Origin of the sequence: Sphingobium fontiphilum, from assembly GCF_014196635.1 — a bacterium.
GTDB lineage: Bacteria > Pseudomonadota > Alphaproteobacteria > Sphingomonadales > Sphingomonadaceae > Sphingobium > Sphingobium fontiphilum.
The window spans coordinates 75,671-98,519 of sequence record NZ_JACIEB010000006.1; the positions used below are offsets into that span (position 1 = coordinate 75,671).

The following is a 22,849-nucleotide window of genomic DNA, read 5'->3' on the forward strand; positions in this document are numbered from 1 at the left end:
AAAGCAAGGCGATTCGGAGCCAAAGCGGCGTCCGGGGCGTTCATGCGCCCATGGCGGATACAGAACCCATCCCTGCCCCCGTCGCCCCGGCCGCATTGCGTGCGACAAACATAGAAGCGGCCCCTTCCTGGATCGGCGCGGCGCGCGTGCGCTGGAGGCGTCTGCCGCTGCCCGCGCGCATAGTGCTGTGGATCGTCGGCATCCTCTTCGCCATCTGGCTGATCCTGTTCATCACCAAAGGGCGATTCCTCAAAACGCCCTTTGAACGGATCATGTCCGCCTCGCTGGAGCGGCCCGTGCGGGTGGGGGGCGATTTTCAGCTCTATTTCGCACCGATTACCATCAAGTTTTTGGCGCAGGACATGACCATCGCCAACCTGCCCTGGGCCAGCCGACCCGCCTTTTTTCAGGCGGGGCAGATCGACATGCGGATCGCGCCGCTCAGCCTGATGTTCGGGGATCGCTACCGGGTGCGCACGCTCGATCTGCAAAAGGCGGCAATCGACCTCGAATGGTCAAAGGACGGCAATTCCAATACATGGACGTTTGGCGCGCCCGACGCCAAGGCCGAACCGCTCACCCTTCCCTTGATCCAGCGCGCGCTGATAACAGGCACGACCATGCGCTATCGCGATCCCGCGATGCAGATAGCCACCGACATCTCCGTGGATACGGTGAAGGCGCAGGACACCCGCTTTGCCAGCGATATTCGCTTCACTGGCGCCGGCACCATGCGCGGCAAGCCCTTTTCGATGCGGGGCGGACTGTTGTCGCCCAATGAAACGGTGACCGGCGGGCGAAACCAGCTTGCCGTCGCGGCACAAGCTGGCGCGACCGAACTGGACATCACCGGCACCCTGCCGGGTGCGACGGTGATCGAGGGCGCCGACCTGAAGCTGAAGGCCAGCGGCCCCAATATCAGCCTTCTCTTCGACTATCTGGGCATCGTCACGCCCGATACCCGTGCTTATCATGTGACTTCAGCCCTGACCAAGGTCGGCGGGGAATGGCGCTTTACCCATATCAAGGGGCGCTTTGGCGACAGCGACATTGCCGGGCGGATGACCGTATCCCTGCCCGACAATCGCCCGCTGCTGAAAGCGAACCTGTCGACACAGAGGCTCGACATCCTCGATGCCGGGCCATTCATCGGTTATGATCCCGAAAGACTGGAGGCGCAGGGCGCGGCGGGCGCGATCACCACCGTCGGCGGCCAGAAACGGCTGTTGCCCGACGCGCCGCTGCGGATAGAGGCAATCCGCAATTTCGACGCCGACGTGCGCTATACGGTCAAATCGGTGCGCGCTGACAATGTGCCTGTCTCCAACATCGCACTGGCGCTGAAGCTGGACCACAGTCTGCTGACCCTGTCGCCGCTGACCTTCGACATGGCGGGCGGGCATATCAGTTCCGATATCGCCATCGACGCGCGGGTCAAACCGGTCGACACCCGCTATGACATCCGCCTGTCGCCCACGCCCATGGGCCGGTTGCTGGCCGGATGGGGCGTGGAAGAATCGGGCACCACCGGTACGATCAAGGCGCGGGTGCAAATGACCGGCATCGGCAACAGCGTCCATGATTCACTGGCCGCCGCCAATGGGCGCATTGCCGTCATCCTGCCCGCAGGCAGCATGTGGGCGCGCAACATCCAGTTGTCGGAACTGGACGTCGGCACCTTCATCTCCAAAATGTTTTCCGGCAAATTGAAGAAGCCGGTGCAGATCAATTGCGGCCTGATCGCCTTTACCGTGCGCAACGGAGTCGCGGCGGCCGACCCGATCCTGATCGACACGCAGAAGAATGTGATGCTGGGCCGGGGCAGCTTTTCCTTCCGCGACGAGAGCATCGACCTGCGTTTCCGCGCCGATGGCAAGAAGTTCAGCCTGTTTTCGGGCCAGTCGCCCGTGGGCATCGGCGGCCATTTCGCCGCGCCCAGCTATGACATCATCAGCCCCGAATTGGTCGCGCGCGGCGGCGCAGCGGTGGCGCTGGGCGCGGTGGCCAGCCCTCTGGCCAGCGTGCTCGCCTTCGTCGACATTGGCGACGCAAAGAGCGCGGCCTGCGGCCCGGTGCTGGCGGGCGCCAACGCCGCCGCGCAGCGTGCGAAGGGCGGCAAACCGCGCAACGATGTGGGGCGCGGCACCACCAGCAAGAAGGAGTAGGCGCGGTTACCGCGTAACCGTCAGCCGCACTCCACCGTGACGTGCGCCATGCGGGGCATCGCCGCCACCTTCGCACGGATGGCGGGGCCGTCAGCGCCCGGCTCCAGGCTGATGATGACGGCATGGGCATGGGGACCGATGCGCCAGATGTGGAGATCCCGCAGCCGCGCGCCCTCGCCCTCCACCGTCGCCCGCACCCGCGCCAGCAGCGCCGGTTCGGCGGTATCCAGCAATATGCCGACCGTATCCTGCATCAACCCCCAGGCCCAGCGCGCAATGACCACCGCGCCCAGCAGGCCGACCGCAGGGTCCAGCCACAACCAGCCCCAGTAACGCCCGGCCAGCAGCGCGACGATGGCCAGCACGGAGGTCAGCGCATCGGTCAGCACATGGATATAGGCGGCACGCAGATTATTGTCGGCATGGCCGTGGGCGTGCCCATGGCCGTCATCATGCCCATGGTCATGACTGTGATCATGGCCCAGCAGCACGGCGCTGACCAGATTGATGACCAGGCCGATCACCGCCACAAGAGTCGCCTCGCCAAATTCGACATTCACCGGCTGGAACAGGCGCACGCCCGATTCGATCGCGATAAAAAGCGCCGTCACCGCCAGCAACAGGGCGGAAGCAAAACCCGCCAGATCGCCGACCTTGCCCGTGCCGAAGGTGAAACGCGCGCTGCGGGCATGGCGGCGGGCATAGCCATAGGCGGCGGCGGCCACAGCCAGCGCCCCGGCATGGGTCGCCATGTGGAAACCGTCGGCCAACAGCGCCATGGAACCCGTCCACCAACCCGCCGCGATCTCCACCACCATGGTGAGAGCGGTCAGCCAGACGACCCACAAAGTCCGCCGCGCGTTCCGGTCATGCCCGGCGGTCAGGTAGATATGATCGAAAAAATGTTCCTCGCCCCCATCGGCAGCGCCAAAGGCGGCCAAATCCGGGGCGGGTATGTGATCGTGATCGTGGCGATGATGGCTGTGATCGTGGGCCATGGTCATTTCCCGTAACGACGGATGATGGCCAGCATCTCTTCCGTCGCCGCGCTGCGCTGTGCATCGGTCAGGCCTGGCCTGGCGACATGCTCGCGCATATGCTGTTCGATCAGTTCGTCCATCAGCCCGCCGACAGCCCCCCGCACCGACGCAACGAGTTGCAGCAGTTGCGAACAATCGGCCTGGCCCGAAAGTTGATTTTCCACGGCCTGGACCTGCCCGGCGATGCGGCGGACCCGGCCGAGCAGTTTTTGACGATCTTCAACAATGTGCATAGGATAGTCCCCTACCCTATGCCGCCACGCAGTTCAACCTAGCGTTTCTTCGCCAAGCGCCCCAGAAAGTCGCGCTTGCCGACCGCCACGCCCTGCGCGCGCAATATGTCGTAGGCGGTCGTGGCGTGGAACAGAAAATTGGGGAAAGAAAAGGAAAGCAGGAAATTTTCAGCCAGAAAATCGACATGCGCCTCGCCAAAGGCAAAGCGCATGTCGCCACCCTCCAGCGCATCGATTTCAGCGGGCGTCAGGGCGGCAAGCTGCGCCAGCGCCCCTTCCACCCGTTCGCGCAGGGCGGGAAAACTGTCGGGCGGGGTGCTGTCGTCGGGCCGGAATATGCCAGCCTTCACGCCATCTATCGCACCCAGCGAGTGAACGACAGTTGATTTCACCTGATAGGAAAAGGGCAGCATGTCGGGCGCCAGGCGCGCTTCGATGATGGTTTCGGGCGCTACGCCGGTCTGCGCGCAATGCGCCTCCGCCTTGTCCAGCAAATGCAGCATGGTCCCCAATATCTGCTGAAAAAGGGGGACGGTGACGGTGTAAAGCGACAGGGCCATGGGCATTTCTTCTCCGGTGCTCATCTCGATGGCGGGAGGATAATGGGGCGGTGCGCCCTTATCCAGTGGCTTTGCCCGGCCAAACCGTTAGTCAGGGGCGAATGACCAGCATGACATGCGACATCGCCATCGTCGGCGGCGGCCTCGCCGGAGGACTGATCGCCCTGGCCCTCGCGACGCGACACCCCGACGCCCGGCTCCTGCTGGTCGAGGGCGCGCCGACATTGGGCGGCAATCATGTCTGGTCCTTCTTCGACGCGGATATCGCGCCCGATCATCGCTGGCTGGTCGATCCGTTGGTCAGCGCGCGCTGGCCCGGCGGCCACGACGTGCGCTTCCCCGATCTTCGTCGCCACCTGTCCGCCCCCTATAACAGCATCGTTTCCAGCGAATATGATGGGCGCCTGCGCACCATTCTGGGCGACCGGATTCTTGCCTCCGCAACCGCCGAGAGAGTAACGGCGGGCAGCGTTATGCTGGCCGACGGCCGCATCATAGATGCAGCCGCGGTGATCGACGCGCGGGGCGCGGGCGACCTGTCGGCCCTGCGCTGCGGCTGGCAGAAATTCGTGGGACAGGTGATCGAACTCGACCGTCCCCATGGGGTCGACCATCCGGTCATCATGGATGCGACGGTCGAACAGGTGGACGGCTATCGCTTCGTCTACCTGCTGCCGATGGGCGAGCGGCGCATTTTCGTTGAGGACACCTATTACAGCGACGCGCCAACGCTGGAGGTGTCGGCCATTGAACGGCGAATCGCCGATTATGCGGCGCACGCCGGCTGGGCGGGGGCGCGGGTCATCCATGGCGAGACCGGCGTGCTGCCGGTTGTCTATGGCGGCGATTTTGATCGTTTCTGGCCCGCCGCCGATCCGGTTGCGCGGGCCGGCGCGCGAGCCGGGCTGTTCCAGCCGATGACCGGCTATTCCCTGCCCGACGCCGTCCGCTTCGCCTGTGCGCTGGCGGATCGATGGCCGATGGATGGCCCGGCGCTCGCCCGCTTTTCGCGACAATGGGCCGCCGACCACTGGCGCCGGGGCGGCTATTACCGCCTGCTGGGCAAGATGTTGTTCGGGGCCGCCAAGCCGGACATGCGCTGGCGCATCTTCGACCGATTCTATCGCCTGCCCGAACCGCTGATCGGCCGCTTTTATGCCGGGCGCTCGACGCAAGCTGACCGTTTGCGCATCTTGTGCGGCAAGCCGCCCGTCCCCATAAGAGCCGCCATGCGTGCTTTGTTGGGATATTCCGCCTGATGGCGAAGACAGCCATTGTCATCGGCGCCGGTTTCGGCGGCCTCGCCCTTGCCATCCGTCTGCAATCGGCGGGGATCGAGACCACTCTGGTCGAAGCGCGCGACCGTCCCGGCGGGCGCGCCTATGTCTGGCACCGCGACGGCTTCACCTTCGACGCCGGGCCGACCGTCGTCACCGATCCCGACTGCCTGGCCGAACTCTGGCGCCTGTCGGGGCACGACATGGCGCAGGACGTCGACCTGATGCCGGTCATGCCCTTTTACCGGCTCAACTGGCCTGACGGCACCAATTTCGACTATTCCAACGACGAAGCCGGGCTTCGGGCCGAAATCGCCCGGCTCGATCCCGCCGATGTCGCGGGCTATGAACGCTTCCTCGAATATTCGGCGGGCGTGTTCGAAGAAGGCTATCGCAAGCTCGGCGCGGTCGCCTTCCTCGACTTTGCCTCGATGATAAAGGCCGCGCCCGCGCTGGCCAAATATCAGGCATGGCGATCCGTCTACTCGATGGTCTCCTCGTTCGTGCGCAACGAAAAGCTGCGCGAGGCGCTGTCCTTCCACACGCTGCTGGTCGGCGGCAATCCGATGGCGACCAGCGCCATATACGCCCTGATCCACAAGCTCGAAAAGGATGGCGGCGTGTGGTTCGCGCGCGGAGGCACCAATGCGCTGGTGCAGGGCATGGCGACCCATTTCGAGCGGCTGGGCGGCGTGATGCGGCTGGGCGACAAGGTGGTGGAGATCGAAACCCATGGCGACCGCGCCGTTGCCGTGCGCACGGCCAGCGGATGGCGGGCGGAGGCGGACTCCATCGCCAGCAACGCCGACCTGATGCACAGCTATCGCGACCTGCTGGGCCATCATCCGCGCGGGGAAAAGCAGGGCGAAAAGCTGGCGAACAAAAACTGGTCGCCCAGCCTGTTCGTGCTTCATTTCGGCATCAAGGGCACATGGCCCGGCATTCCCCACCACATGATCCTGTTCGGTCCGCGCTATAAGGGGCTGCTGGCCGACATATTCGACCATGGCGTGCTGGCGCAGGATTTTTCGCTCTACCTCCACCATCCCACGATCAGCGACCCGTCGATGGCGCCGGAGGGGCATTCGACCTTCTACGCGCTTGCCCCGGTCCCGCACATGGGCAAGCTGCCGATCGACTGGGATCAAGTGGGGCCGCTCTATGCCGGACGCATCCTCGACGAGATCCAGCACCGGCTGATCCCCGACATCCGGTCGCGCATTGTGACGCAATTCCATTATGCCCCGCCCGATTTCGAGCGCGACCTGGCCGCGCACAAGGGCAGCGCCTTCAGCCTGGAGCCGCTGCTGACCCAAAGCGCCTGGTTCCGCGCCCATAATCGCGACGATGTCATCCCCAATCTCTATCTGGTAGGGGCCGGAACCCATCCCGGTGCCGGCATCCCCGGCGTGGTGGGCAGCGCCAAGGCGACGGCGGCGCTGATGCTGGACGATCTGGGCAGGGCGTGATGAAGAGACTGGCGGTTTACTGCGGTTCAGCGACGCCGGCGGACCTGACCTATATCGACGCGGCGCGCCATGTCGGCCGCACATTGGCGCAGCGCGGCATCGGCGTCGTCTATGGCGGCGGGCGCCTCGGCCTCATGGGCGCGGTGGCCGACGCCGCGCTGGAGGCGGGTGGCGAGGTGATCGGCGTCATCCCGCAGGCGCTGGTCGGCGCGGAAGTCGCGCACAAGGGCTGTTCGCAGCTTCACGTCGTGGAGACCATGCACCAGCGCAAGCAGATGTTCACCGACCTGTCGGACGGTTTCGTCACCCTGCCCGGCGGCGTCGGAACGATGGACGAATTGTGGGAAGCGATCAGTTGGGCGCAGCTTGGCTATCATAAAAAGCCCGTAGGCCTGCTGAATGTCGCGGGCTTTTACGACCAGTTGATCGGCTTCAACCGGCACATGACGCAGGTCGGCTTCATCCGGCCGCAACATGCCGGCATCATGCTCCACGCCGACGCCATCGAGGATCTGCTGGAGGCGATGGCCGCCTATCAGCCGCACGAGACGATCTTCGCGATGAAGGCGGCCAACCTCTGAGCTTCGACCGGCCCGCATTGGTCGCCCACGCCCGCGACAGTATCGCGCGCGGGTCGAAATCCTTCGCCATGGCGTCGAAACTGTTCGACCGGGTCACGCGCGAGCGCGCCTGGCTGCTTTATGGCTGGTGCCGCGAATGCGACGACATCATGGACGGGCAGGACCACGGCGGCGCGATGAACGCGGTCGCAGACGCGCAGGCGCGGCTGTCGACCATCCGTGTGCTGACCGATATGGCGCTGGCGGGTGAACCCAGCGGCGACCCGGCGTTCGACGGGCTGGCCGTGGTGATGCGCGAATGCGCCATCCCCCATGGCTTCGCCCATGACCTGATCGACGGCTTCGCGCTCGACGCGCGCGAATGGCGGCCCCGCACGCAGGACGATCTGATGCGCTATTGCTATCATGTCGCGGGCGCGGTCGGCTGCATGATGGCGGTGCTGATGGGCGTCGATCCGGCGGACGAGGCGACTTTGGACCGCGCCTGCGACCTCGGCCTTGCCTTTCAGCTCGCCAATATCGCCCGCGACGTGGCGGAGGATGACGCGGCCGACCGCTGTTACCTGCCCGTCCAATGGCTGGTGGAGGCGGATATTCCGCCCGGCGAGCATATGAAGCCATGGGCGCGGCCAAAGCTGGCGGTTCTGGGCCAGCGGCTGGCGATGCTGGCCGCCGCGCATGAAGACAGCGCCCGCCATGGGACCGGCGCCCTGCCCCCGCGGGCGGCCTGGGCCGTGCTGGCGGCGGCAGGCATTTACGGCGACATCGCCCGCGCCGTCTCCGCACGCGGCGCGCAGGCATGGGACAGCCGCATCGTCACGCCCAGATCCGACAAGCTGCTCTGGCTGCTGCGCGCCGGGCTTCAGGTGCCCGTCCGCGCCATCCGCTGGCCGGCCGCCACGCCAAGGCCGGATTTGTGGACAAGGCCGCGCGGGCGGGTTGAAGCATTGTCCCAGCCCCATTCATCGCCCTGAACTTGTTTCAGCGTCCATTCCACCCATCTGAACGAAGGCTTGCCGCGCATGGATGCTGAAACAAGTTCAGCATGACGATTGGAAAGCCGCCGTTCCTTGCTCGCCCCTACCGCCGCAACCACTGCGTCGCCATGAACCAGCCGCCTATGCCCATCGCCATGGCGACACAGGTGGCGACCACGCCCCAGAAGGCCCAGCGTTCATGGGCGAAGGGAATGCCCTCGACATTCATGCCGAGCAGGCCGGTAAGGAAGGTCAGCGGCAGGAAGACCAGCGCCACCACCGATATGATGAGCGCCTGCCGGTTGATCCGCTCGGCGCGCAGGTCGGTCAGTTCCTCATGCGCCAGCGCCGATCGTTCGCGCACCGCCTCCAGTTCCTCCGCCATGCGCGCGCAGCGATCGGCCGCTTCCTGAAGGTGCAGCCGGTCATCGGGGTGAACCCACGGCACATCGGCCATCGCCAGCAGGTCGAGCGCCTGCCGCTGGGGCGCGATGAAGCGGCGATAGGATATGGCGGTGGCGCGGATGCGCGAGACCCGGCGACGGGCGTGAATCGGCGCATGATCGCCAAGGTCGCTTTCGATCTCGTCCAGATCGTCGCCGAGATCCGCGACGTCGGGGTCCAGTTCGGCGGTAATATGCTGCGCCATGTCGGTGATGAGGTCGCCCGGATCGCGCAGCCGCCCCGCCATCATGTCGGCCACCACCGCGTCGAGAATGGCAAGTTCGCGATAGCCGACAGACACGACCCGCGCATGATCCGCCCATAGCCGGATCGACACCAGCGGATCGCCGCCATTCCCCTGCGCAGCGCCCAGCCCGCGCAGGTTGATGAGCGCGCCCTCCCCCATCACCAGACAGCGGGGCCGCGTCTCCTGCGCCAGCAGGGCCGAGGCGGCGGCATCCGGCACATCACAGCGTTCGACCACCGCGCGCGCATCCTCCGCGCCCGCATCGACATGGATCCACACAAAGGCCGGGCGCGTCTGCAAGGCGCGATAGGCGTCGAGATGCAGTTCATGCGCGCCTTCGTCATCATAGACGAAAATGCGGCTCATTCCGCCATCTCCAGCCAGAGCGTCAGCCCTTCCCCCGACGCGTCCGGCATGGCGTCGGCGATGATCCGCACGGCGTCGGCGCGGGCGCGGTGCAAGATGGCGGGCGGGACGGCGGGGTGATGATAAACCACGTCCGCCTCCCCCAGCAGCCGCGCGGCGCGCAGCGTCAGATCGTCGGGATCGGCTGACAAAAGGCGGATCGGCACCGTCCCCTGTGTGGCGGCGGCGCCATCCGCGCTGAGCCAGCCGGGCACAGCGTCGGCTGCGTCAGCACGCAGCGGGTCCAGCACGCCGCCCGGCGCCAGCGCCGCGTCGATGGCGCGACGCCGGTCCGCCGCGCCCGGCCAGCGCGCCTTCATCGCTCCACGCGCCTGCGCCAGCGCATCGGCCAGCGCGCCCAGTCGCGCGGGCAACATCGCCTCCAGCCTTTGCCGCAGCGCCTTGGCCAGCCCCGCCGAAGCGCCGCCGGTGCCGATGGCGATCAGCACCGGATCGCGATCGACGATGGCGGGAAGGGTGAAGTCGCAATGTTCCGGTCGGTCGGTCGCGTTGACAAGCACGCCGCGCGCGCGCAGCCTTTGCGCCGTCGCCTCATCCCCGTCCGACACGATGGCGATGGCGGCCTCCGCTTCCTCGCCCACGATCACCGCCCCCGCCCGCTCCAGCAGGCGGCGCTTGGCGTCAGCCGCCTCGCCCATGCCGGTCAGGATCACGGCCCTGCCCGTCAGTCGCAGAAAGACGGGCAGGCTGTGCATCAGCGGACGCTTTTCAGCCAGTCGGGGATGATGTCGCCCGCGATCAGCGTCTCGACCGGCGGGCGGGCGCGGACCACCGCCCATTTGTCGCCCGACACCAGCACTTCAGGGGTCAGCGCGCGGCTGTTGTAGGTTCCCGCCATGGTCGCGCCATAGGCCCCGGCGGTCATGAAGGCGACCAGATCGTCGGCCGCCACCACATCCATGTCGCGATCCATGGCGAAGGTGTCGCCCGTCTCGCACACCGGCCCGACGACATTGGCGGCGGCGCGCTGGCCCGAAGGCTTGACCGCGCGAATATCGTGCCATGCGTCGTAAAGGCTGGGCCGCATCAGATCGTTCATCGCCGCGTCGACGATGACGAAGGGGGCCTGCGCGCCCTGCTTCACGCGGATGACGCGCGACAGCAGCGCGCCGGCATTGCCGACGATCACCCGGCCCGGTTCGAACAGCAGGCGCACATTCCACCCCTGCGTCACGCGCGTCACCATCGCGCCATAATCGGCCGGGCTGGGCGGCACAGGCAAAGCGGGGTCATAGGGAACGCCCAGGCCGCCGCCCAGGTCAGCGGTGCGGATGTCGTGCCCCGCAGCGCGCAGCGCGGCGACCAGCGCGCCGACCTTCACGAACGCCGCCTCAAGCGGGGCAAGATCGGTCAACTGGCTGCCGATATGGACGGCAACGCCCTGCACGTCGAGACCCGGCAGGTTGCGCGCGGCGGCATAGCTGGCCAGCGCCCGGTCATAAGGGATGCCGAACTTGTTTTCCGACTTGCCGGTCGAAATCTTGGCATGGGTGCCCGCATCGACATCGGGGTTGATGCGATAGGCGACTGGCGCGCGCTTCCCCATCGACAGGGCGACTTCCGACAGCATTTCCGCTTCGGGCTCGCTCTCCAGATTGAACTGGAAAATGCCCAGCTCCAGCGCCAGGCGCATTTCATCGGCCGTCTTGCCCACGCCGGAAAAGACGATGCGGCTGGCCGGGATGCCCGCAGCCACCGCGCGCCGCAATTCTCCGCCGGAGACGACGTCAGCGCCCAGCCCCAGCTTCGCCAGCGTGGCGAGCACGGCGGCATTGGGATTGGCCTTGACCGCAAAGGCGATCAGCGGGTCGTCGAGCGCCGACAGGGCGTCGCTGAACACGCCGACATGGCGGGTCAGAGTCGCGGTCGAATAGACATAAACAGGCGTGCCCACGGCTTCGGCAATGGCCGCCATCGGCACCTGCTCCACCCGCATGGCGCCGTCGACATAGTCAAAATGGTCCAATGATCCGTTCCTTGAAATAGGCTCGCCGGCCGCTCAGCCTTCCGGCGGCAGGTCGAAGGGGTCGTCGCGCCGCTTTTCCGACTGACGCAGCAATTCCACATTGCGTTCGGGCCGCGCCTGGCTCGACGGGTCGGTCAGCTCAGCGGCGGTGGGCGCTGCCGCCGCCCCCACCGGCACGGCGGGCAGGCGCTGGCCCTCGACGGGTTTCAACGGCTGGCGACCGCCACAGGCCGACAGGAAAACGATCAGCGCCAGCGCGGCCATGCGATGCTTCATCATGCGTCTCCCAATGCGGCGCGCGCCTGCGCGATGCGGGCGCGCACCTGCGCGGGCGCAGTGCCGCCATGGCTCATCCGGCTGGCGACCGATGCGTCGACGGTCAGCACCGCATAGACACGCTCGTCGATGCGCGGGTCGATGCCCTTGAGCGTCTCGATCGGCAGGTCGGCCAGCGGCACGCCAGCCGCCTCCGCCGTCGCCACCGCCCGGCCGGTGATATGGTGCGCCTCGCGAAAGGGAATGTCGCCCTCGCGCACCAGCCAGTCGGCAAGGTCGGTGGCGGTGGCGAAACCGCTTTCGGCCAGCGCCCGCATACGGTCCGTGCGGAACGTCACCGTTTCGATCATTCCCGTCATCGCCGCGATGGACAGGCCGAGCATGTCATGCGCCTCGAACACCGGCGGCTTGTCGTCCTGCATATCCTTGGAATAAGCGAGCGGCAGGCCTTTCATGGTGACGCACAGCGCCGTCATGCAGCCCATGACGCGCCCGGCATGGCCGCGCACCAGTTCGGCGGCGTCCGGGTTGCGCTTCTGCGGCATGATCGAACTGCCGGTCGAATAGGCGTCGGGCAGCTTGACGAAGCCGAAGGGCTGGCTGGCCCAGATCACGAACTCTTCCGCCAGTCGCGACAGGTGCAGCGCCAGTTGCGTGCCCGCCATCAGATAATCGAGCGCGAAATCGCGGTCGGACACGCTGTCCAGGCTGTTGTCGGTTGGCCGGTCAAAGCCCAGCGCGGCAGCCGTCATGTGCCGGTCGAGCGGAAAGCCGGTGCCGGCCAGCGCGGCGGCGCCCAGCGGGCATTCGTTCATGCGGACGCGCGCATCGGCAAAGCGGCTGCGGTCGCGGCGGATCATCTCATAATAGGCCATCAGGTGATGGCCCAGCGTCACCGGCTGCGCCGACTGCAAATGGGTGAAACCGGGCATCACCGCGTCGACATGCTCTTCCGCCCGCGCCAGCAGCGCGCGTTGCAGCGCCAGCAGGCCCGCGTCCACTTCATCCATGGCGTCGCGCACCCACAGGCGGAAATCGGTCGCCACCTGATCGTTGCGGCTGCGCGCGGTATGCAGCCGCCCAGCCGTGGGGCCGATCAGTTCGGCAAGGCGCGACTCCGTGACCATGTGGATGTCTTCCAGGTCCAGATCGACCGGCACGCCGTTCGCCGCATAGTCGTCGGCAATGGCGTTGAGGCCGGTGGTGATCGCCTGCGCGTCCTCGCCATCGACGATGCCCTGCGCGGCCAGCATGGCGACATGCGCCTTCGATCCCGCTATGTCCTGTTTCCACAGGCGCTTGTCGAACGGGATGGAGGCATTTATCTCGCGCATGACCGCGGCGGGGCCAGCGGCGAAACGGCCGCCCCACATATTATTGGAGGTTGGCGTGCGATCCGAAATGAGACTGCTCCTGTCGGGTGCGATGATGATGGCTCTACTGGCCGGATGCGATAGGCAATCCGGGCCTTCGGGGCAAGCCAATGCGACGCAGGCCGCCAGCGGCGAAGCGACCGGCGGCGAGGCGACCGGCAATGCCAACGCAGCGGCCGACGGCGACGAAATCTACCGAATCGACCGCAGCAAGGCGGGCGCCCCTGCCCCCGACTTCCCGTTCAGCGGGCCGGGCGGGCAAAAGACGTTGCAGGATTTTGCCGGACGCCCGCTGCTCGTCAATCTGTGGGCGACATGGTGCGCGCCCTGCATCGCGGAAATGCCGACGCTCGACCGGGTGGCGGAAAGCCATGCAAAGGATGGCCTCGCCGTCCTCACCATTTCGCAGGACAGCCAGGGCGCGAAGCTGGTCGAACCCTTTTTCGCCAAGCATAAACTGCCTCATCTCGAAGCCTGGACCGACGCCGAAAACGAGTTCGGGTTCCATTACGCCACCGGCCTGCTGCCCACGACCGTGCTCTATGGCAGCGATGGCAAGGAGGTCGCGCGGGTGATCGGCGCGATGGACTGGGAAGGCGAGGAAGCCCAGGCCTTGATCGCCGAATTGTTGTAGGCAGCCCGCATCAACCCCATATGCCCTTTGCAGGCCGGGACACTAACATGGGTGAGCGCGGCCATGCGCCCGCAGGAGAGCAGAATATGCAGGATGATCCCGTCGTCATCGCCGGCTATGCACGCACGCCCATGGGCGGGTTTCAGGGCGTATTCGCCGACATCAAGGCCACCGACCTGGGCGCCGCCGCCGTGCGCGCGGCGGTGGAGCGCGCCAAAGCCCCAGCCGACGCGATAGAGCGCATCTATATGGGCTGCGTCCTGCCCGCCGGGCTGGGCCAGGCGCCGGCGCGTCAGGCCGCCTTGCTCGCGGGCCTGCCGATGTCGGTGGAGGCGACCACGGTCAACAAGATGTGCGGATCGGGGATGCAGGCGGCGATCATGGCGCAGGAGGCGCTGGCGTCGGGCGCGGTCGACATCGTCGTCGCCGGCGGCATGGAAAGCATGACCAACGCCCCTTATGCCCTGCCCAAGCATCGCGGCGGCGCGCGCATCGGCCATGACCGCATCATCGACACGATGATGATGGACGGGTTGGAGGACGCCTATGAACCCGGCAAGGCGATGGGCGTGTTCGCCGAGGAAGCGGTGCGCGAATATCAGTTCACGCGAGAGGATCAGGATCGCTTCGCCATCCGTTCGCTCGAACGGGCCAATGCCGCCATCGCCGGCGGCGCCTTTGCGGGCGAGATCACGCCGGTCACGGTCGCCCGGCGCGGCGGCGATGTGGTCGTCGACACCGACGAACAGCCGGGCAAGGCGAAACCGGACAATATCCCCAACCTCAAACCCGCCTTCGTCAAGGATGGCACCATCACCCCTGCCAACGCATCGTCCATCTCCGACGGCGCGGCGGCGCTGGTGATGACGCGGGCCAGCGTCGCGGCAAGGTTGGGGATGCCGGTTCTCGCCATGGTGCGCGCCAGCGCCGCCCATGCCCATGAGCCCGCGAAATTTACCACTGCACCGGTGCCCGCCATCCGCAAGGTGCTGGGAAAGGCAGGCTGGAACGCCGACGAAGTCGACCTGTTCGAAGTGAACGAGGCCTTTGCCGTGGTCGCCATGATCGCCGCGCGCGATATTGGCATCCCCGACGAGAAACTGAACGTCAATGGCGGCGCGACGGCGCTGGGCCATCCCATCGGCGCGTCGGGCGCGCGCATCATCGCCACGCTGATCGCCGCGCTCCAGAACCGGGGCCTCAAGCGCGGGATCGCGTCGCTGTGCATCGGCGGCGGCGAAGCCACGGCGATGGCGATCGAACTGGACTGACCGTGTACGCGGGGAAGGCCCCGCGCCCGATCAATCCTCCAATATGCGGCTGTGTGCCTGCGTATCGCGCATCCGGGCATAGACGATCAGGGAAATGGCGATCATGCCCGTAACATAGACATAAAAGGCCTGTTCCATCCCCCTATCCTTGAACCACAGGGCAACCAGTTCCGCCGTGCCGCCGAACAGCGTGTTGGCCAGCGCATAGGGCAAGGCGACGCCCAGCGCGCGGATATGGGCGGGGAACAGCTCCGCCTTCACCACCGCATTGATCGACGTATAGCCGGTGACGATCACCAGCCCCGCCATCACCAGCAGCCCGGCAATGACCGGATCGCGCGTGACCGCCAGTGTCGCGAATATGGGATAGGTGCACGCCACGCCCAGGACGCCGAAGCCGATCATCAACGGCTTGCGCCCGATCCGGTCGGACAACGCGCCCGCCACCGGCTGCAACAGCATGAAGACGAACAGGGTGACGGCGTTGATCTGCGACGCCGCCTCGCGGCTGAGGCCACTCGTATTCACCAGGAATTTCTGCATATAGATGGAATAGGCGTAGAAGGCGATGGTGCCCCCCGCGGTCAGCAGCATCACCGTCAGCGTTTCGCGCGGATGGCGCGTCACCAATTCCCAGAAGCCAGATTTCGGTGCGCCCTCCGCCTTCGCCGCGGCAAAGCTCTGCGTTTCGGACAGGCCCCGCCGCAACCAGAAGACGATGATAGCCAGCGCCCCGCCGATGGCGAAGGGAATACGCCAGCCCCAGGCGTCGAGCGCCGCTTCGCTGAGCAGGGATTGCAGCACCAGCAGCACGCAGATGGCGACAAGCTGTCCGGCGATCAGCGTGACATATTGAAAGCTGGAGAAGAAACCGCGTCGGCTTTTCCCGGCCATTTCGGATAGATAGGTCGCACTCGCCCCATATTCGCCGCCGATGGAGAGCCCCTGCATCAACCGCGCGACCACCAGCAGGGCGGGCGCGGCGACGCCGATCAGCTCATAACCCGGCGTCACCGCGATCAGCAGCGATCCCGCGCACATCAGCGACACGGACAAAGTCAACCCGCTCTTGCGCCCATGCCGGTCGGCATAGACGCCCATCAGCCATGCGCCGATCGGCCGCATCAGGAAACCGACGGCGAACACGCCGGCCGCGCCCAGCAATTGCGCCGTGCGATCCCCGCTGGGGAAGAAATGGGGCGCGAAATAGAGGGTGAAGGCCGCATAGGCATACCAGTCATACCATTCCACCAGATTGCCGGTGGAACCGCCGATAATGGCTTTCAGGCGCGCGCGTTGATCGGGGGCGCTGGTCATGGCGTCAGGATCATCTCACCATTTTCCACCCGCCAGCTTGAAAGCCGCGACAACAGGTTCATGCCAATCACATTGACCCCGCCGAACGAGGCGGAAACGGCGACCGGCAGGTCGCTGGCGCTGATCGGCCCCAATGTCAGCATGGCGATGCTGGACCGCTGCGCCGTGATCGTGCCGTTGGCGGTGTTCATCATCATCGGTGGAGCCAGACGATCGATGTTGAGGCCGGCCGCCATCGCCGTTTCTTCCGACAGGGCGGTGACGGTCGCGCCGCTGTCGATCAGGAAACGGGCGGTCGTGCCGTTGATCTGCGCCTCCACCCAATAATGGCCGTCCGCGCCCGGCGCGATCCGCAGCGACTGGCCGCTGACCTTCTGGTCGGGCTTGCCCGCCACTTCATTGCGCACGCGATTGGCGACAAAGCCCAGTTCGTTGCGGAAGCTGAACAGGATGAGCACGCCTGCGAAGATGGCGACCCAGGCCAGCACCATGCCCATCGCGCCGCGCCACGGCACCCGCCGCGCCAGCAGGGCGGACCCGACCAGCACCAGCAGCACGAGCAGATAAACGCCCCGCATCATCTGGTCGGTGGTCATGTCCATCAGTCGGTTCGCGTCCCTTGCGCCAGGTCGATCACCATGCCGTCATAACCGGGCTCGACGCCCGGCGGCAATGTCGCCCGTAATGTCGCATAGTCCATGCTCTGGTCCATATGGGTCAATATGGCGCGGCCGGGGCGGCAACGCGCGATGGCGTCCAGCGTCAGCGACAAATGCGGATGGGTGGGATGCGGCCGTTCGCGCAGGGCATCGACCACCCATATATCGACGCCGGCGAACAGGGCGTCCATGGCGGGCGTCGCTTCATGGAAATCGGTCGCGTAACCGATAGACCTATCCCCATGGCTGAAGCGGAAGCCGGTCGAGAAAATTTCGCCATGGGGCATGTCGGTGCAAGCGATCGAGATGTCGCCGATGGTCAGCCGGTCGGGCAGGTCCATGCCATGGATGGTCGGGTGATAGCCGTTGCTGCCCTCAAACGCATAGGCGAAGCGGCGACGCAGCAGCGCCATGGTCTGCCGCTTTGCATAGCCGGGCACGGGGCTGCGGCGGTGATGATAGATTTGCCGCACATCGTCCAGGCCATGGCTGTGATCGGCATGGTCATGCGTCCACAGGATCGCGTCGATGTCGATGATGTCGGCGGCCAGCAACTGGGCGCGCATGTCGGGCGAGGTATCGACCAATATGCGCGTGGTCGGGCTTTCGACGATGATCGACACGCGCGTCCGCCGGTTCTTTGGTTCGGCGGGGTCGCAATCGCCCCAGTCATTGCCGATGCGCGGCACGCCCGACGATGTGCCGCAGCCCAGCAGGGTCAGCTTCAGGCTCATGCCGCCTTGGCGAACAGGGTGCGGAAATTGGCCGATGTCGCCGCCGCCAGCGTCTCGACGCTTTCGCCGCGCAACTCCGCCAGGAACTTCGCCGTGTCCGCGACGAAGGCCGGTTCACAGCTTTTACCCCGGTGCGGCACCGGCGCGAGAAAAGGCGAATCCGTCTCGATCAGCAGGTGGTCGAGCGGCAGGCGCGCGGCCGTTGCCTGCAAATCCTTCGCGCTGCGAAAGGTCACGATCCCCGAAATGCTGATGTAGAAGCCCAGCTCCATCGCCGCATCGGCAAAGGCGCCGCTGGCGGTGAAGCAATGGATGACGCCGCCATAGGCGCCCTTGCCCATCTCGTCCCGCATGATCGCCAGCGTGTCCGCCTCCGCATCGCGGGTGTGGACGACCAGCGGCAGGCCGGTGTCGCGCGATGCCGCGATATGGCTGCGAAAACTGGCCTGCTGCCGCGCGCGATCGCTATGATCGTAATAATAGTCGAGGCCGGTTTCGCCGATGCCCACGACGCGCGGATGGGCGGCGCGCGCGACCAGCTTGGCGGTGTCGATATGGGGGTGCTCGTCCGCCTCGTGTGGGTGAATGCCGACCGTCGCCCACACATCGGGCTCGCGCACGGCGGTATCAAGGACATCATCCCATTCGCTTTCGCGGGTGGCGATGTTCAGCATCGTTTCCACCCCGCGCGCGCGGGCGCGGGCGAGAACATCGGCCTGATGCTCGATCAACCCCTTGTAATTCAAGTGACAATGGCTGTCGATCAGCATCGCTTCACGCCTCGTCCGACGGCAGTTCAAGCCGGGGAAACAGCGGCTTGGGCGCGGCCAGCACAAAATCGCTTTCGGCGAGGTCCGAATACCAGTGGTCGCCAATCGCGTCATAGGTCCGCTTGTCGGCGGGCACGCCCATATGGTCGAGCAAGGCGGTGGCGCTGGCCGGGATGACCGGCAGGATGGCGACCGCCAGTTGCGCGATGGCGATATAGAGCGTCGCCAGCACCGTTTCCATCCGCTGCGGGTCGGTCTTGCGCAGCGCCCAGGGCGCCTGCGCGTCGATATAGGCGTTGCAGGCGAAGGCCGCGCGCAGCCAGGCGTCGATGGCGACCGAAGGCGCGAGGTCGTTGAAAGCGGCGGGCATGTCCGTGCGGACGGCCCGGTCGATCAGCCTGAACAATTTCGCATCGGCTGCATCATGGCCGGTGATGGCGGGCAGCCGCCCTTCCAGATTCTTGGCGATGAAGCTCAGGGTGCGCTGGGCGAGATTGCCGAAGGCGTTGCCGAGGTCACTGTTCGACCGCGCGACGATCGCCTCCGCGCTATAGCTGCCGTCATTGCCGAAGGTGACTTCCGACAGCAGGAAATAGCGCAACTGATCGACGCCGAAACGCTCGGCCAGTTCCATCGGATCGGCGACATTGCCCAGCGATTTCGACATCTTCTCGCCCCGGTTGAGCAGGAAGCCATGGCCGAACACCTGTTGGGGCAGCGGCAGCTTCGCACTTATCAGGAAGGCGGGCCAGTAAACGGTGTGGAACCGCACGATATCCTTGCCGATGATATGGATGATCTCGCCGCCGTCCGCCCAATAGCGCGCCATGCGCTCGGCATCGTCGGGATAGCCGCAGCCGGTGATGTAATTGGTCAGCGCGTCGACCCACACATACATGACATGGCCGTCCGCGCCCGGCACCTTCACCCCCCAGTCGAAACTGGTGCGCGATACGCTAAGGTCCGACAGGCCGCCTTCGACAAAGCGCAAAATCTCGTTGCGGCGGCTTTCCGGGCGGATGAAGTCGGGCTGGCTTTCATAGAGGGCGAGCAGCCGGTCCTGATAGGCGGACAGGCGAAAGAACCAGCTTTCCTCGACGGTCCATTCCACCGGCGTGCCCTGGGGCGAGAGCTTCGCGCCCCCTTCCCCCTCGACGATTTCCTTTTCGTCGTAAAAGGCTTCGTCGCGGACCGAATACCAGCCTTCATAGCGGCCCAGATACAGGTCGCCGTTCTTCTCCATCGCCTGCCAGATCGCCTGGCTGGCGCGATGATGGTCGGCCTCGCTGGTGCGGATGAACCGGTCGTAACTGATGTTGAGCCGGTCATCCATATCCTGGAAATAGCCGGACATCTCGTCGGCCAGTTCGCGCGGTTCGATGCCGCGCGCCCGCGCCGTCTGGGCCATTTTCAGCCCATGTTCGTCAGTGCCGGTCTGAAAGAAGACATCGCGGCCCATCATCCGCTGGAACCGGGCGATGGCGTCGGTGGCGATCACCTCATAGGCATGGCCGATATGCGGGCGGCCATTGGGATAGGATATGGCGGTGGTGATGGTATAGGGCTTGGACATGGGGCCTTCCCTAAAAGCTGCGCGAAAAAGAAGGAACGGCTTTTTGCCCGAAAAGCCCCGCTGACGAAAAAATATCGGCCTTTATCGCCCGCCGCCGCGCGCGGGGGCCAGTGCGGCGACATGGCCCGCCAGTTCGAACACCACCGACTGCGGCTCCAGCGTCAATATGACCGCCCCGGCCGCCAGCTTGCGCGCTTCGTCCCAATGGTCGAGCGCACGGCCCAGCGACGCCCCTCGCCGTGTCCGCGCCGCGCGCGCAAGGAAGGCTGGCGCGCGCTCCAGAAAGGCCTGATACCGGGCGCGGGCGGGTTTTGTCCCCAATTGCTTTGCCAGCGCGAGCCGCTCGCTATTGTCCGGGTCGCCATGGGCCGCGATCCGTTCCAGCGCGGATTCCAGCCCGGCGATGTCCAGCCCGGCATAGGCCATGGCCCGCCCCGGCGATCCCTCCGCCGCGCGCAGCAGCGCGTCGAGCTCCGTCCCCTGGATGTCGGGCTGCTGCGCGCCCAGCACGGCGCGCATCGCCGCATCATCCAACGCATCGAACCGCAACAGGCGGCACCGCGAGCGGATGGTCGGCAAGAGCCGCGCCGGGGCGTGCGACACCAGCAGGAAAACCATGTCGGTCGGCGGCTCCTCCAATGTCTTGAGCAGTGCGTTGGCGGCGGGCGCTTCCATGTCGTCGGCGCTGTCGATCACCACCACCCGCCGGGTCGACAGCGACGGCGCGGTGGAAATCAGGCGCGACAGCCCGCGTATCTGGTCAACGCTGATATTGCGCGCCTGATCGCCATTATCCTTGGTCAGGCAGATGAGGTCCGCATAATCGGGATGTGCGCCCGCCGCGATCAGCCGGGCGATGGGGTGATCGTCCGCCACCGACAGGCCGTCGTCGCCGGGCGGCGGCCCGGCCGCCTCCGCCAGCAGGCGCAGCGCCATGGCTCTGGCGAACATGCCCTTCCCCACGCCCAGCGGCCCGGCCAGGATCCAGCCATGATGCAGCCGCCCGGCCCGCGCCTGCTCCAGCATGGCGCGCGCCTGCCGCTCATGGCCGATGGGAAAGGTCATGGCAGCAGGTCCGCGATGGCGTCCATCAGCCGCGCGGTGACATCCTCCGCCGCGCCCGATGCGTCGATCAGGCGGACGCGAGCGGGTTCCGCCGCCGCGTGACCGGCAAAGGCGCGGGCGACGGCGTTGTGAAACGCCCGGTCGCGCCCGCCGATACGGTCCCCCGCCCCGCCGTCGCGGGCATGGGCGCGCGCCTGCGCCTCCGCTTCGGGCAGGGTGAGCACCAATGTCCGGTCGGGCAGCAGCCCTTCGCTGCCAAAGCGGTGCAGCGCCAGGATGTCGCCATCATTCAGCCCGCCCGCCCCGCTTTGATAGGCGCGGCTCGAATCAAGGAAACGGTCGGACAGTACCCATGCTCCCCGCAAAAGCGCAGGCCGGATCGTCTTTTCGACATGGTCGGCGCGCGCCGCCGCGAACAGCAGGGCTTCGGCCCGCACGCTCCAGCGGTCGGCCTCGCCGGTCAGCAGCAACTGGCGGATCGCCTCCGCCCCGGCGCTGCCGCCCGGTTCGCGGGTTTCGACCACCGCGATCCCGCGCGCCCGCAACGCCGCCGCCAGCGCGCGGATCTGGGTGGACTTGCCCGCCCCCTCGCCCCCTTCCAGAGAGAGGAAACGCCCGGTCACACGAAGAAGGACTTGAGGCCGTTCCACAGGCGGCCGAACAGGCCCGCTTCCGCCACATCCTCACCGGCGACCAGCGGCAGCACCTGCGGCGCGGTGTCGGGGGTGGAGATGATGAGCTGGGCGATCTGCTGCCCCTTGGCGATGGGCGCCTTGATCGGGCCGGTATAGGCGACCTTGACGGTGATGTTGGCCGATGCCGTGCGCGGCAGGGTGACGGCCATGTTCTGCGGCGCGACCAGCGGCACGCTCGACGCGCTGCCCAGTTGCACCTCGGCGGTTTCGACCACCGCGCCCTTCTTGAACAGGGGCTGCGACTTCCAAGCCTTGAACCCCCAGTCCATGAAGCGCACCGATTCGGCAATGCGGCCGTTGAAGCTGGTGAGACCAGCGACCACCATCACCAGACGGCGGCCGTCCTGTTCGGCCGAACCGGTGAAGCCATAGCCCGCTTCTTCCGTGTGACCGGTCTTCAACCCGTCGGCCCCCGCGATCTTGCCCAAAATGGGATTGCGGTTCGCCTGGGTGATGTCCGACCCGCCCATCGTCTTGCCCCAGGTGAAGGAGGTCGTGGCGTAAAATTTCTTGTAGAGGTCGGGCGTCTCGTTGACGGTCGCTTCAGCAAGGCGAGCGAGGTCGCGCGCCGTCACATAGGTCACGCCTTCATCGGGCCAGCCATTGCTGTTGCCGAAATGGCTGTTGTCCAGTTTCAGCCGCTTGGCTTCCTCGTTCATCAGGCCCGCGAACGCCTGTTCCGTGCCCGCAATCCCTTCGGCCAGAACGACGCAGGCGTCATTGCCCGACAGGGTGACGATGCCGTGCAGCAGATTTTCGACCGAAACCTGCTCGCCAGCCGACAGGAACATGGTCGATCCCGCCTGCGGCCCGTGCCATTTCGCCCAGGTTTCGGGGCGAACCGTGAATTTCGTATCGAGCTTCAACTGCCCCTGCTGGATCAGGCGGAAGGCGACATGCGCGGTCATCATCTTCGCCATGGAGGCGGGCGGCATCGGCGTGTCGCCGCCCTTGTCATACAGGATCGCGCCCGACGACAAATCCTTCATGAACGCGATCGGCGCTTCGCTGGTATAGGGCGGCGCGCCCGCCGACACGGGCTGCACCAGCAATCCGGCAAGAAGGACGGCGGCGAAGGTTTTTTTCATGGAAGGATG

Annotated in this window: 23 protein-coding genes; 7 read left to right on the forward strand and 16 right to left on the reverse strand. The window is 66.2% G+C overall.

Translation table 11 applies throughout. The features are described from left to right. Nucleotides 1-50: 50 nt before the first annotated feature. Nucleotides 51-2,165 (forward strand): AsmA family protein, encoded by a 2,115-nt coding sequence (locus tag GGR44_RS12730; protein ID WP_183955973.1) that lies wholly within the window; start codon nucleotides 51-53, stop codon nucleotides 2,163-2,165. Between the two features lie 20 nt (nucleotides 2,166-2,185). Here GGR44_RS12730 and dmeF read toward each other — a convergent pair whose 3' ends face one another. From dmeF to GGR44_RS12745, 3 genes are read right to left on the reverse strand one after another with little or no spacing between them, the layout of a single operon-like run. After that, nucleotides 2,186-3,169: a CDF family Co(II)/Ni(II) efflux transporter DmeF gene (gene dmeF / locus GGR44_RS12735; protein WP_183955974.1), complete on the reverse strand. Its 984-nt coding sequence runs from the start codon at nucleotides 3,167-3,169 to the stop codon at nucleotides 2,186-2,188. Then, nucleotides 3,166-3,438, reverse strand: a complete 273-nt coding sequence (locus tag GGR44_RS12740) for a metal/formaldehyde-sensitive transcriptional repressor (protein WP_183955975.1) — start codon at nucleotides 3,436-3,438, stop codon at nucleotides 3,166-3,168. The genes dmeF and GGR44_RS12740 overlap by 4 nt, the downstream gene beginning before the upstream one ends. A 38-nt stretch (nucleotides 3,439-3,476) precedes the next feature. After that, nucleotides 3,477-4,022, reverse strand: a complete 546-nt coding sequence (locus GGR44_RS12745) for a DUF1993 domain-containing protein (protein ID WP_246344639.1) — start codon at nucleotides 4,020-4,022, stop codon at nucleotides 3,477-3,479. A 77-nt stretch (nucleotides 4,023-4,099) separates the two neighbouring features. On the opposite strand from GGR44_RS12745, the gene crtY reads away from it, so the two are divergent. The 4 genes from crtY to GGR44_RS12765 are packed head-to-tail and all read left to right on the forward strand — an operon-like array spanning nucleotide 4,100 to nucleotide 8,299. Further along, nucleotides 4,100-5,257: a lycopene beta-cyclase CrtY gene (gene crtY / locus GGR44_RS12750; protein ID WP_183955976.1), complete on the forward strand. Its 1,158-nt coding sequence runs from the start codon at nucleotides 4,100-4,102 to the stop codon at nucleotides 5,255-5,257. Next, nucleotides 5,257-6,744: a phytoene desaturase gene (locus GGR44_RS12755; protein WP_183955977.1), complete on the forward strand. Its 1,488-nt coding sequence runs from the start codon at nucleotides 5,257-5,259 to the stop codon at nucleotides 6,742-6,744. Before crtY ends, GGR44_RS12755 begins: the two co-directional genes overlap by 1 nt. Next, a complete protein-coding gene (locus GGR44_RS12760) occupies nucleotides 6,744-7,325 on the forward strand; it encodes an LOG family protein (RefSeq protein ID WP_183956112.1) in 582 nt (193 codons plus the stop codon). The genes GGR44_RS12755 and GGR44_RS12760 overlap by 1 nt, the downstream gene beginning before the upstream one ends. A gap of 17 nt (nucleotides 7,326-7,342) precedes the next feature. Further along, nucleotides 7,343-8,299 (forward strand): phytoene/squalene synthase family protein, encoded by a 957-nt coding sequence (locus GGR44_RS12765; RefSeq protein ID WP_281374257.1) that lies wholly within the window; start codon nucleotides 7,343-7,345, stop codon nucleotides 8,297-8,299. 106 nt (nucleotides 8,300-8,405) lie between these two features. On the opposite strand, the gene GGR44_RS12770 is transcribed toward GGR44_RS12765, so the two are convergent. Genes GGR44_RS12770 through argH form a run of 5 tightly spaced genes read right to left on the reverse strand, consistent with a single transcriptional unit; the run spans nucleotide 8,406 to nucleotide 13,034 of the window. Further along, nucleotides 8,406-9,359: a zinc transporter ZntB gene (locus GGR44_RS12770; protein WP_183955978.1), complete on the reverse strand. Its 954-nt coding sequence runs from the start codon at nucleotides 9,357-9,359 to the stop codon at nucleotides 8,406-8,408. Then, nucleotides 9,356-10,114, reverse strand: coding sequence for a precorrin-2 dehydrogenase/sirohydrochlorin ferrochelatase family protein (locus GGR44_RS12775; protein WP_183955979.1), 759 nt, complete (start codon nucleotides 10,112-10,114; stop codon nucleotides 9,356-9,358). The genes GGR44_RS12770 and GGR44_RS12775 overlap by 4 nt, the downstream gene beginning before the upstream one ends. After that, on the reverse strand, nucleotides 10,114-11,385 hold the full coding sequence (gene lysA, locus GGR44_RS12780; RefSeq protein WP_183955980.1) for a diaminopimelate decarboxylase: 1,272 nt from the start codon (nucleotides 11,383-11,385) through the stop codon (nucleotides 10,114-10,116). Before lysA ends, GGR44_RS12775 begins: the two co-directional genes overlap by 1 nt. Before the next feature lie 33 nt (nucleotides 11,386-11,418). Then, nucleotides 11,419-11,664, reverse strand: a complete 246-nt coding sequence (locus tag GGR44_RS12785) for a hypothetical protein (RefSeq protein WP_425511322.1) — start codon at nucleotides 11,662-11,664, stop codon at nucleotides 11,419-11,421. Next, nucleotides 11,661-13,034, reverse strand: coding sequence for an argininosuccinate lyase (gene argH, locus GGR44_RS12790; RefSeq protein ID WP_183955981.1), 1,374 nt, complete (start codon nucleotides 13,032-13,034; stop codon nucleotides 11,661-11,663). Before argH ends, GGR44_RS12785 begins: the two co-directional genes overlap by 4 nt. 28 nt (nucleotides 13,035-13,062) lie before the next feature. On the opposite strand from argH, the gene GGR44_RS12795 reads away from it, so the two are divergent. Together GGR44_RS12795 and GGR44_RS12800 are read left to right on the forward strand one after the other, a co-directional pair. Then, nucleotides 13,063-13,668, forward strand: a complete 606-nt coding sequence (locus GGR44_RS12795; RefSeq protein ID WP_183955982.1) for a TlpA family protein disulfide reductase — start codon at nucleotides 13,063-13,065, stop codon at nucleotides 13,666-13,668. A gap of 86 nt (nucleotides 13,669-13,754) precedes the next feature. Continuing rightward, a complete protein-coding gene (locus GGR44_RS12800) occupies nucleotides 13,755-14,939 on the forward strand; it encodes an acetyl-CoA C-acyltransferase (protein ID WP_183955983.1) in 1,185 nt (394 codons plus the stop codon). A gap of 30 nt (nucleotides 14,940-14,969) precedes the next feature. Here GGR44_RS12800 and GGR44_RS12805 read toward each other — a convergent pair whose 3' ends face one another. The 8 genes from GGR44_RS12805 to GGR44_RS12840 all read right to left on the reverse strand — a co-directional run bounded on the left by GGR44_RS12805 (nucleotide 14,970) and on the right by GGR44_RS12840 (nucleotide 22,840). After that, nucleotides 14,970-16,256 (reverse strand): MFS transporter, encoded by a 1,287-nt coding sequence (locus tag GGR44_RS12805; RefSeq protein ID WP_183955984.1) that lies wholly within the window; start codon nucleotides 16,254-16,256, stop codon nucleotides 14,970-14,972. Beyond that, nucleotides 16,253-16,858, reverse strand: coding sequence for a retropepsin-like aspartic protease family protein (locus GGR44_RS12810; RefSeq protein ID WP_183955985.1), 606 nt, complete (start codon nucleotides 16,856-16,858; stop codon nucleotides 16,253-16,255). Before GGR44_RS12810 ends, GGR44_RS12805 begins: the two co-directional genes overlap by 4 nt. Further along, complete coding sequence (locus GGR44_RS12815) at nucleotides 16,858-17,649, reverse strand: MBL fold metallo-hydrolase (RefSeq protein ID WP_183955986.1); 792 nt, start codon at nucleotides 17,647-17,649, stop codon at nucleotides 16,858-16,860. Before GGR44_RS12815 ends, GGR44_RS12810 begins: the two co-directional genes overlap by 1 nt. Further along, a complete protein-coding gene (locus GGR44_RS12820) occupies nucleotides 17,646-18,419 on the reverse strand; it encodes a TatD family hydrolase (protein ID WP_183955987.1) in 774 nt (257 codons plus the stop codon). Before GGR44_RS12820 ends, GGR44_RS12815 begins: the two co-directional genes overlap by 4 nt. Before the next feature lie 4 nt (nucleotides 18,420-18,423). Then, complete coding sequence (gene metG, locus GGR44_RS12825) at nucleotides 18,424-19,992, reverse strand: methionine--tRNA ligase (protein ID WP_183955988.1); 1,569 nt, start codon at nucleotides 19,990-19,992, stop codon at nucleotides 18,424-18,426. 81 nt (nucleotides 19,993-20,073) lie between these two features. Continuing rightward, nucleotides 20,074-21,057, reverse strand: coding sequence for a DNA polymerase III subunit delta' (locus tag GGR44_RS12830; protein ID WP_183955989.1), 984 nt, complete (start codon nucleotides 21,055-21,057; stop codon nucleotides 20,074-20,076). After that, nucleotides 21,054-21,680: a dTMP kinase gene (tmk, locus tag GGR44_RS12835; RefSeq protein ID WP_183955990.1), complete on the reverse strand. Its 627-nt coding sequence runs from the start codon at nucleotides 21,678-21,680 to the stop codon at nucleotides 21,054-21,056. The genes GGR44_RS12830 and tmk overlap by 4 nt, the downstream gene beginning before the upstream one ends. Next, complete coding sequence (locus GGR44_RS12840) at nucleotides 21,677-22,840, reverse strand: D-alanyl-D-alanine carboxypeptidase family protein (RefSeq protein WP_183955991.1); 1,164 nt, start codon at nucleotides 22,838-22,840, stop codon at nucleotides 21,677-21,679. The genes tmk and GGR44_RS12840 overlap by 4 nt, the downstream gene beginning before the upstream one ends. Nucleotides 22,841-22,849: the final 9 nt, after the last annotated feature.

Excerpts from the sequence above, each read along its gene's own strand:
- GGR44_RS12730 (WP_183955973.1), top strand. The coding sequence starts at position 51 with ATGGCGGATACAGAACCCATCCCTGCCCCCGTCGCCCCGGCCGCATTG.
- dmeF (WP_183955974.1), bottom strand. The coding sequence starts at position 3,169 with ATGACCATGGCCCACGATCACAGCCATCATCGCCACGATCACGATCAC.
- GGR44_RS12740 (WP_183955975.1), bottom strand. The coding sequence starts at position 3,438 with ATGCACATTGTTGAAGATCGTCAAAAACTGCTCGGCCGGGTCCGCCGC.
- GGR44_RS12745 (WP_246344639.1), bottom strand. The coding sequence starts at position 4,022 with ATGAGCACCGGAGAAGAAATGCCCATGGCCCTGTCGCTTTACACCGTC.
- crtY (WP_183955976.1), top strand. The coding sequence starts at position 4,100 with ATGACCAGCATGACATGCGACATCGCCATCGTCGGCGGCGGCCTCGCC.
- GGR44_RS12755 (WP_183955977.1), top strand. The coding sequence starts at position 5,257 with ATGGCGAAGACAGCCATTGTCATCGGCGCCGGTTTCGGCGGCCTCGCC.
- GGR44_RS12760 (WP_183956112.1), top strand. The coding sequence starts at position 6,744 with ATGAAGAGACTGGCGGTTTACTGCGGTTCAGCGACGCCGGCGGACCTG.
- GGR44_RS12770 (WP_183955978.1), bottom strand. The coding sequence starts at position 9,359 with ATGAGCCGCATTTTCGTCTATGATGACGAAGGCGCGCATGAACTGCAT.
- GGR44_RS12775 (WP_183955979.1), bottom strand. The coding sequence starts at position 10,114 with ATGCACAGCCTGCCCGTCTTTCTGCGACTGACGGGCAGGGCCGTGATC.
- GGR44_RS12785 (WP_425511322.1), bottom strand. The coding sequence starts at position 11,664 with ATGATGAAGCATCGCATGGCCGCGCTGGCGCTGATCGTTTTCCTGTCG.
- argH (WP_183955981.1), bottom strand. The coding sequence starts at position 13,034 with ATGTGGGGCGGCCGTTTCGCCGCTGGCCCCGCCGCGGTCATGCGCGAG.
- GGR44_RS12795 (WP_183955982.1), top strand. The coding sequence starts at position 13,063 with ATGAGACTGCTCCTGTCGGGTGCGATGATGATGGCTCTACTGGCCGGA.
- GGR44_RS12800 (WP_183955983.1), top strand. The coding sequence starts at position 13,755 with ATGCAGGATGATCCCGTCGTCATCGCCGGCTATGCACGCACGCCCATG.
- GGR44_RS12805 (WP_183955984.1), bottom strand. The coding sequence starts at position 16,256 with ATGACCAGCGCCCCCGATCAACGCGCGCGCCTGAAAGCCATTATCGGC.
- GGR44_RS12810 (WP_183955985.1), bottom strand. The coding sequence starts at position 16,858 with ATGGACATGACCACCGACCAGATGATGCGGGGCGTTTATCTGCTCGTG.
- GGR44_RS12815 (WP_183955986.1), bottom strand. The coding sequence starts at position 17,649 with ATGAGCCTGAAGCTGACCCTGCTGGGCTGCGGCACATCGTCGGGCGTG.
- GGR44_RS12820 (WP_183955987.1), bottom strand. The coding sequence starts at position 18,419 with ATGCTGATCGACAGCCATTGTCACTTGAATTACAAGGGGTTGATCGAG.
- metG (WP_183955988.1), bottom strand. The coding sequence starts at position 19,992 with ATGTCCAAGCCCTATACCATCACCACCGCCATATCCTATCCCAATGGC.
- GGR44_RS12830 (WP_183955989.1), bottom strand. The coding sequence starts at position 21,057 with ATGACCTTTCCCATCGGCCATGAGCGGCAGGCGCGCGCCATGCTGGAG.
- GGR44_RS12840 (WP_183955991.1), bottom strand. The coding sequence starts at position 22,840 with ATGAAAAAAACCTTCGCCGCCGTCCTTCTTGCCGGATTGCTGGTGCAG.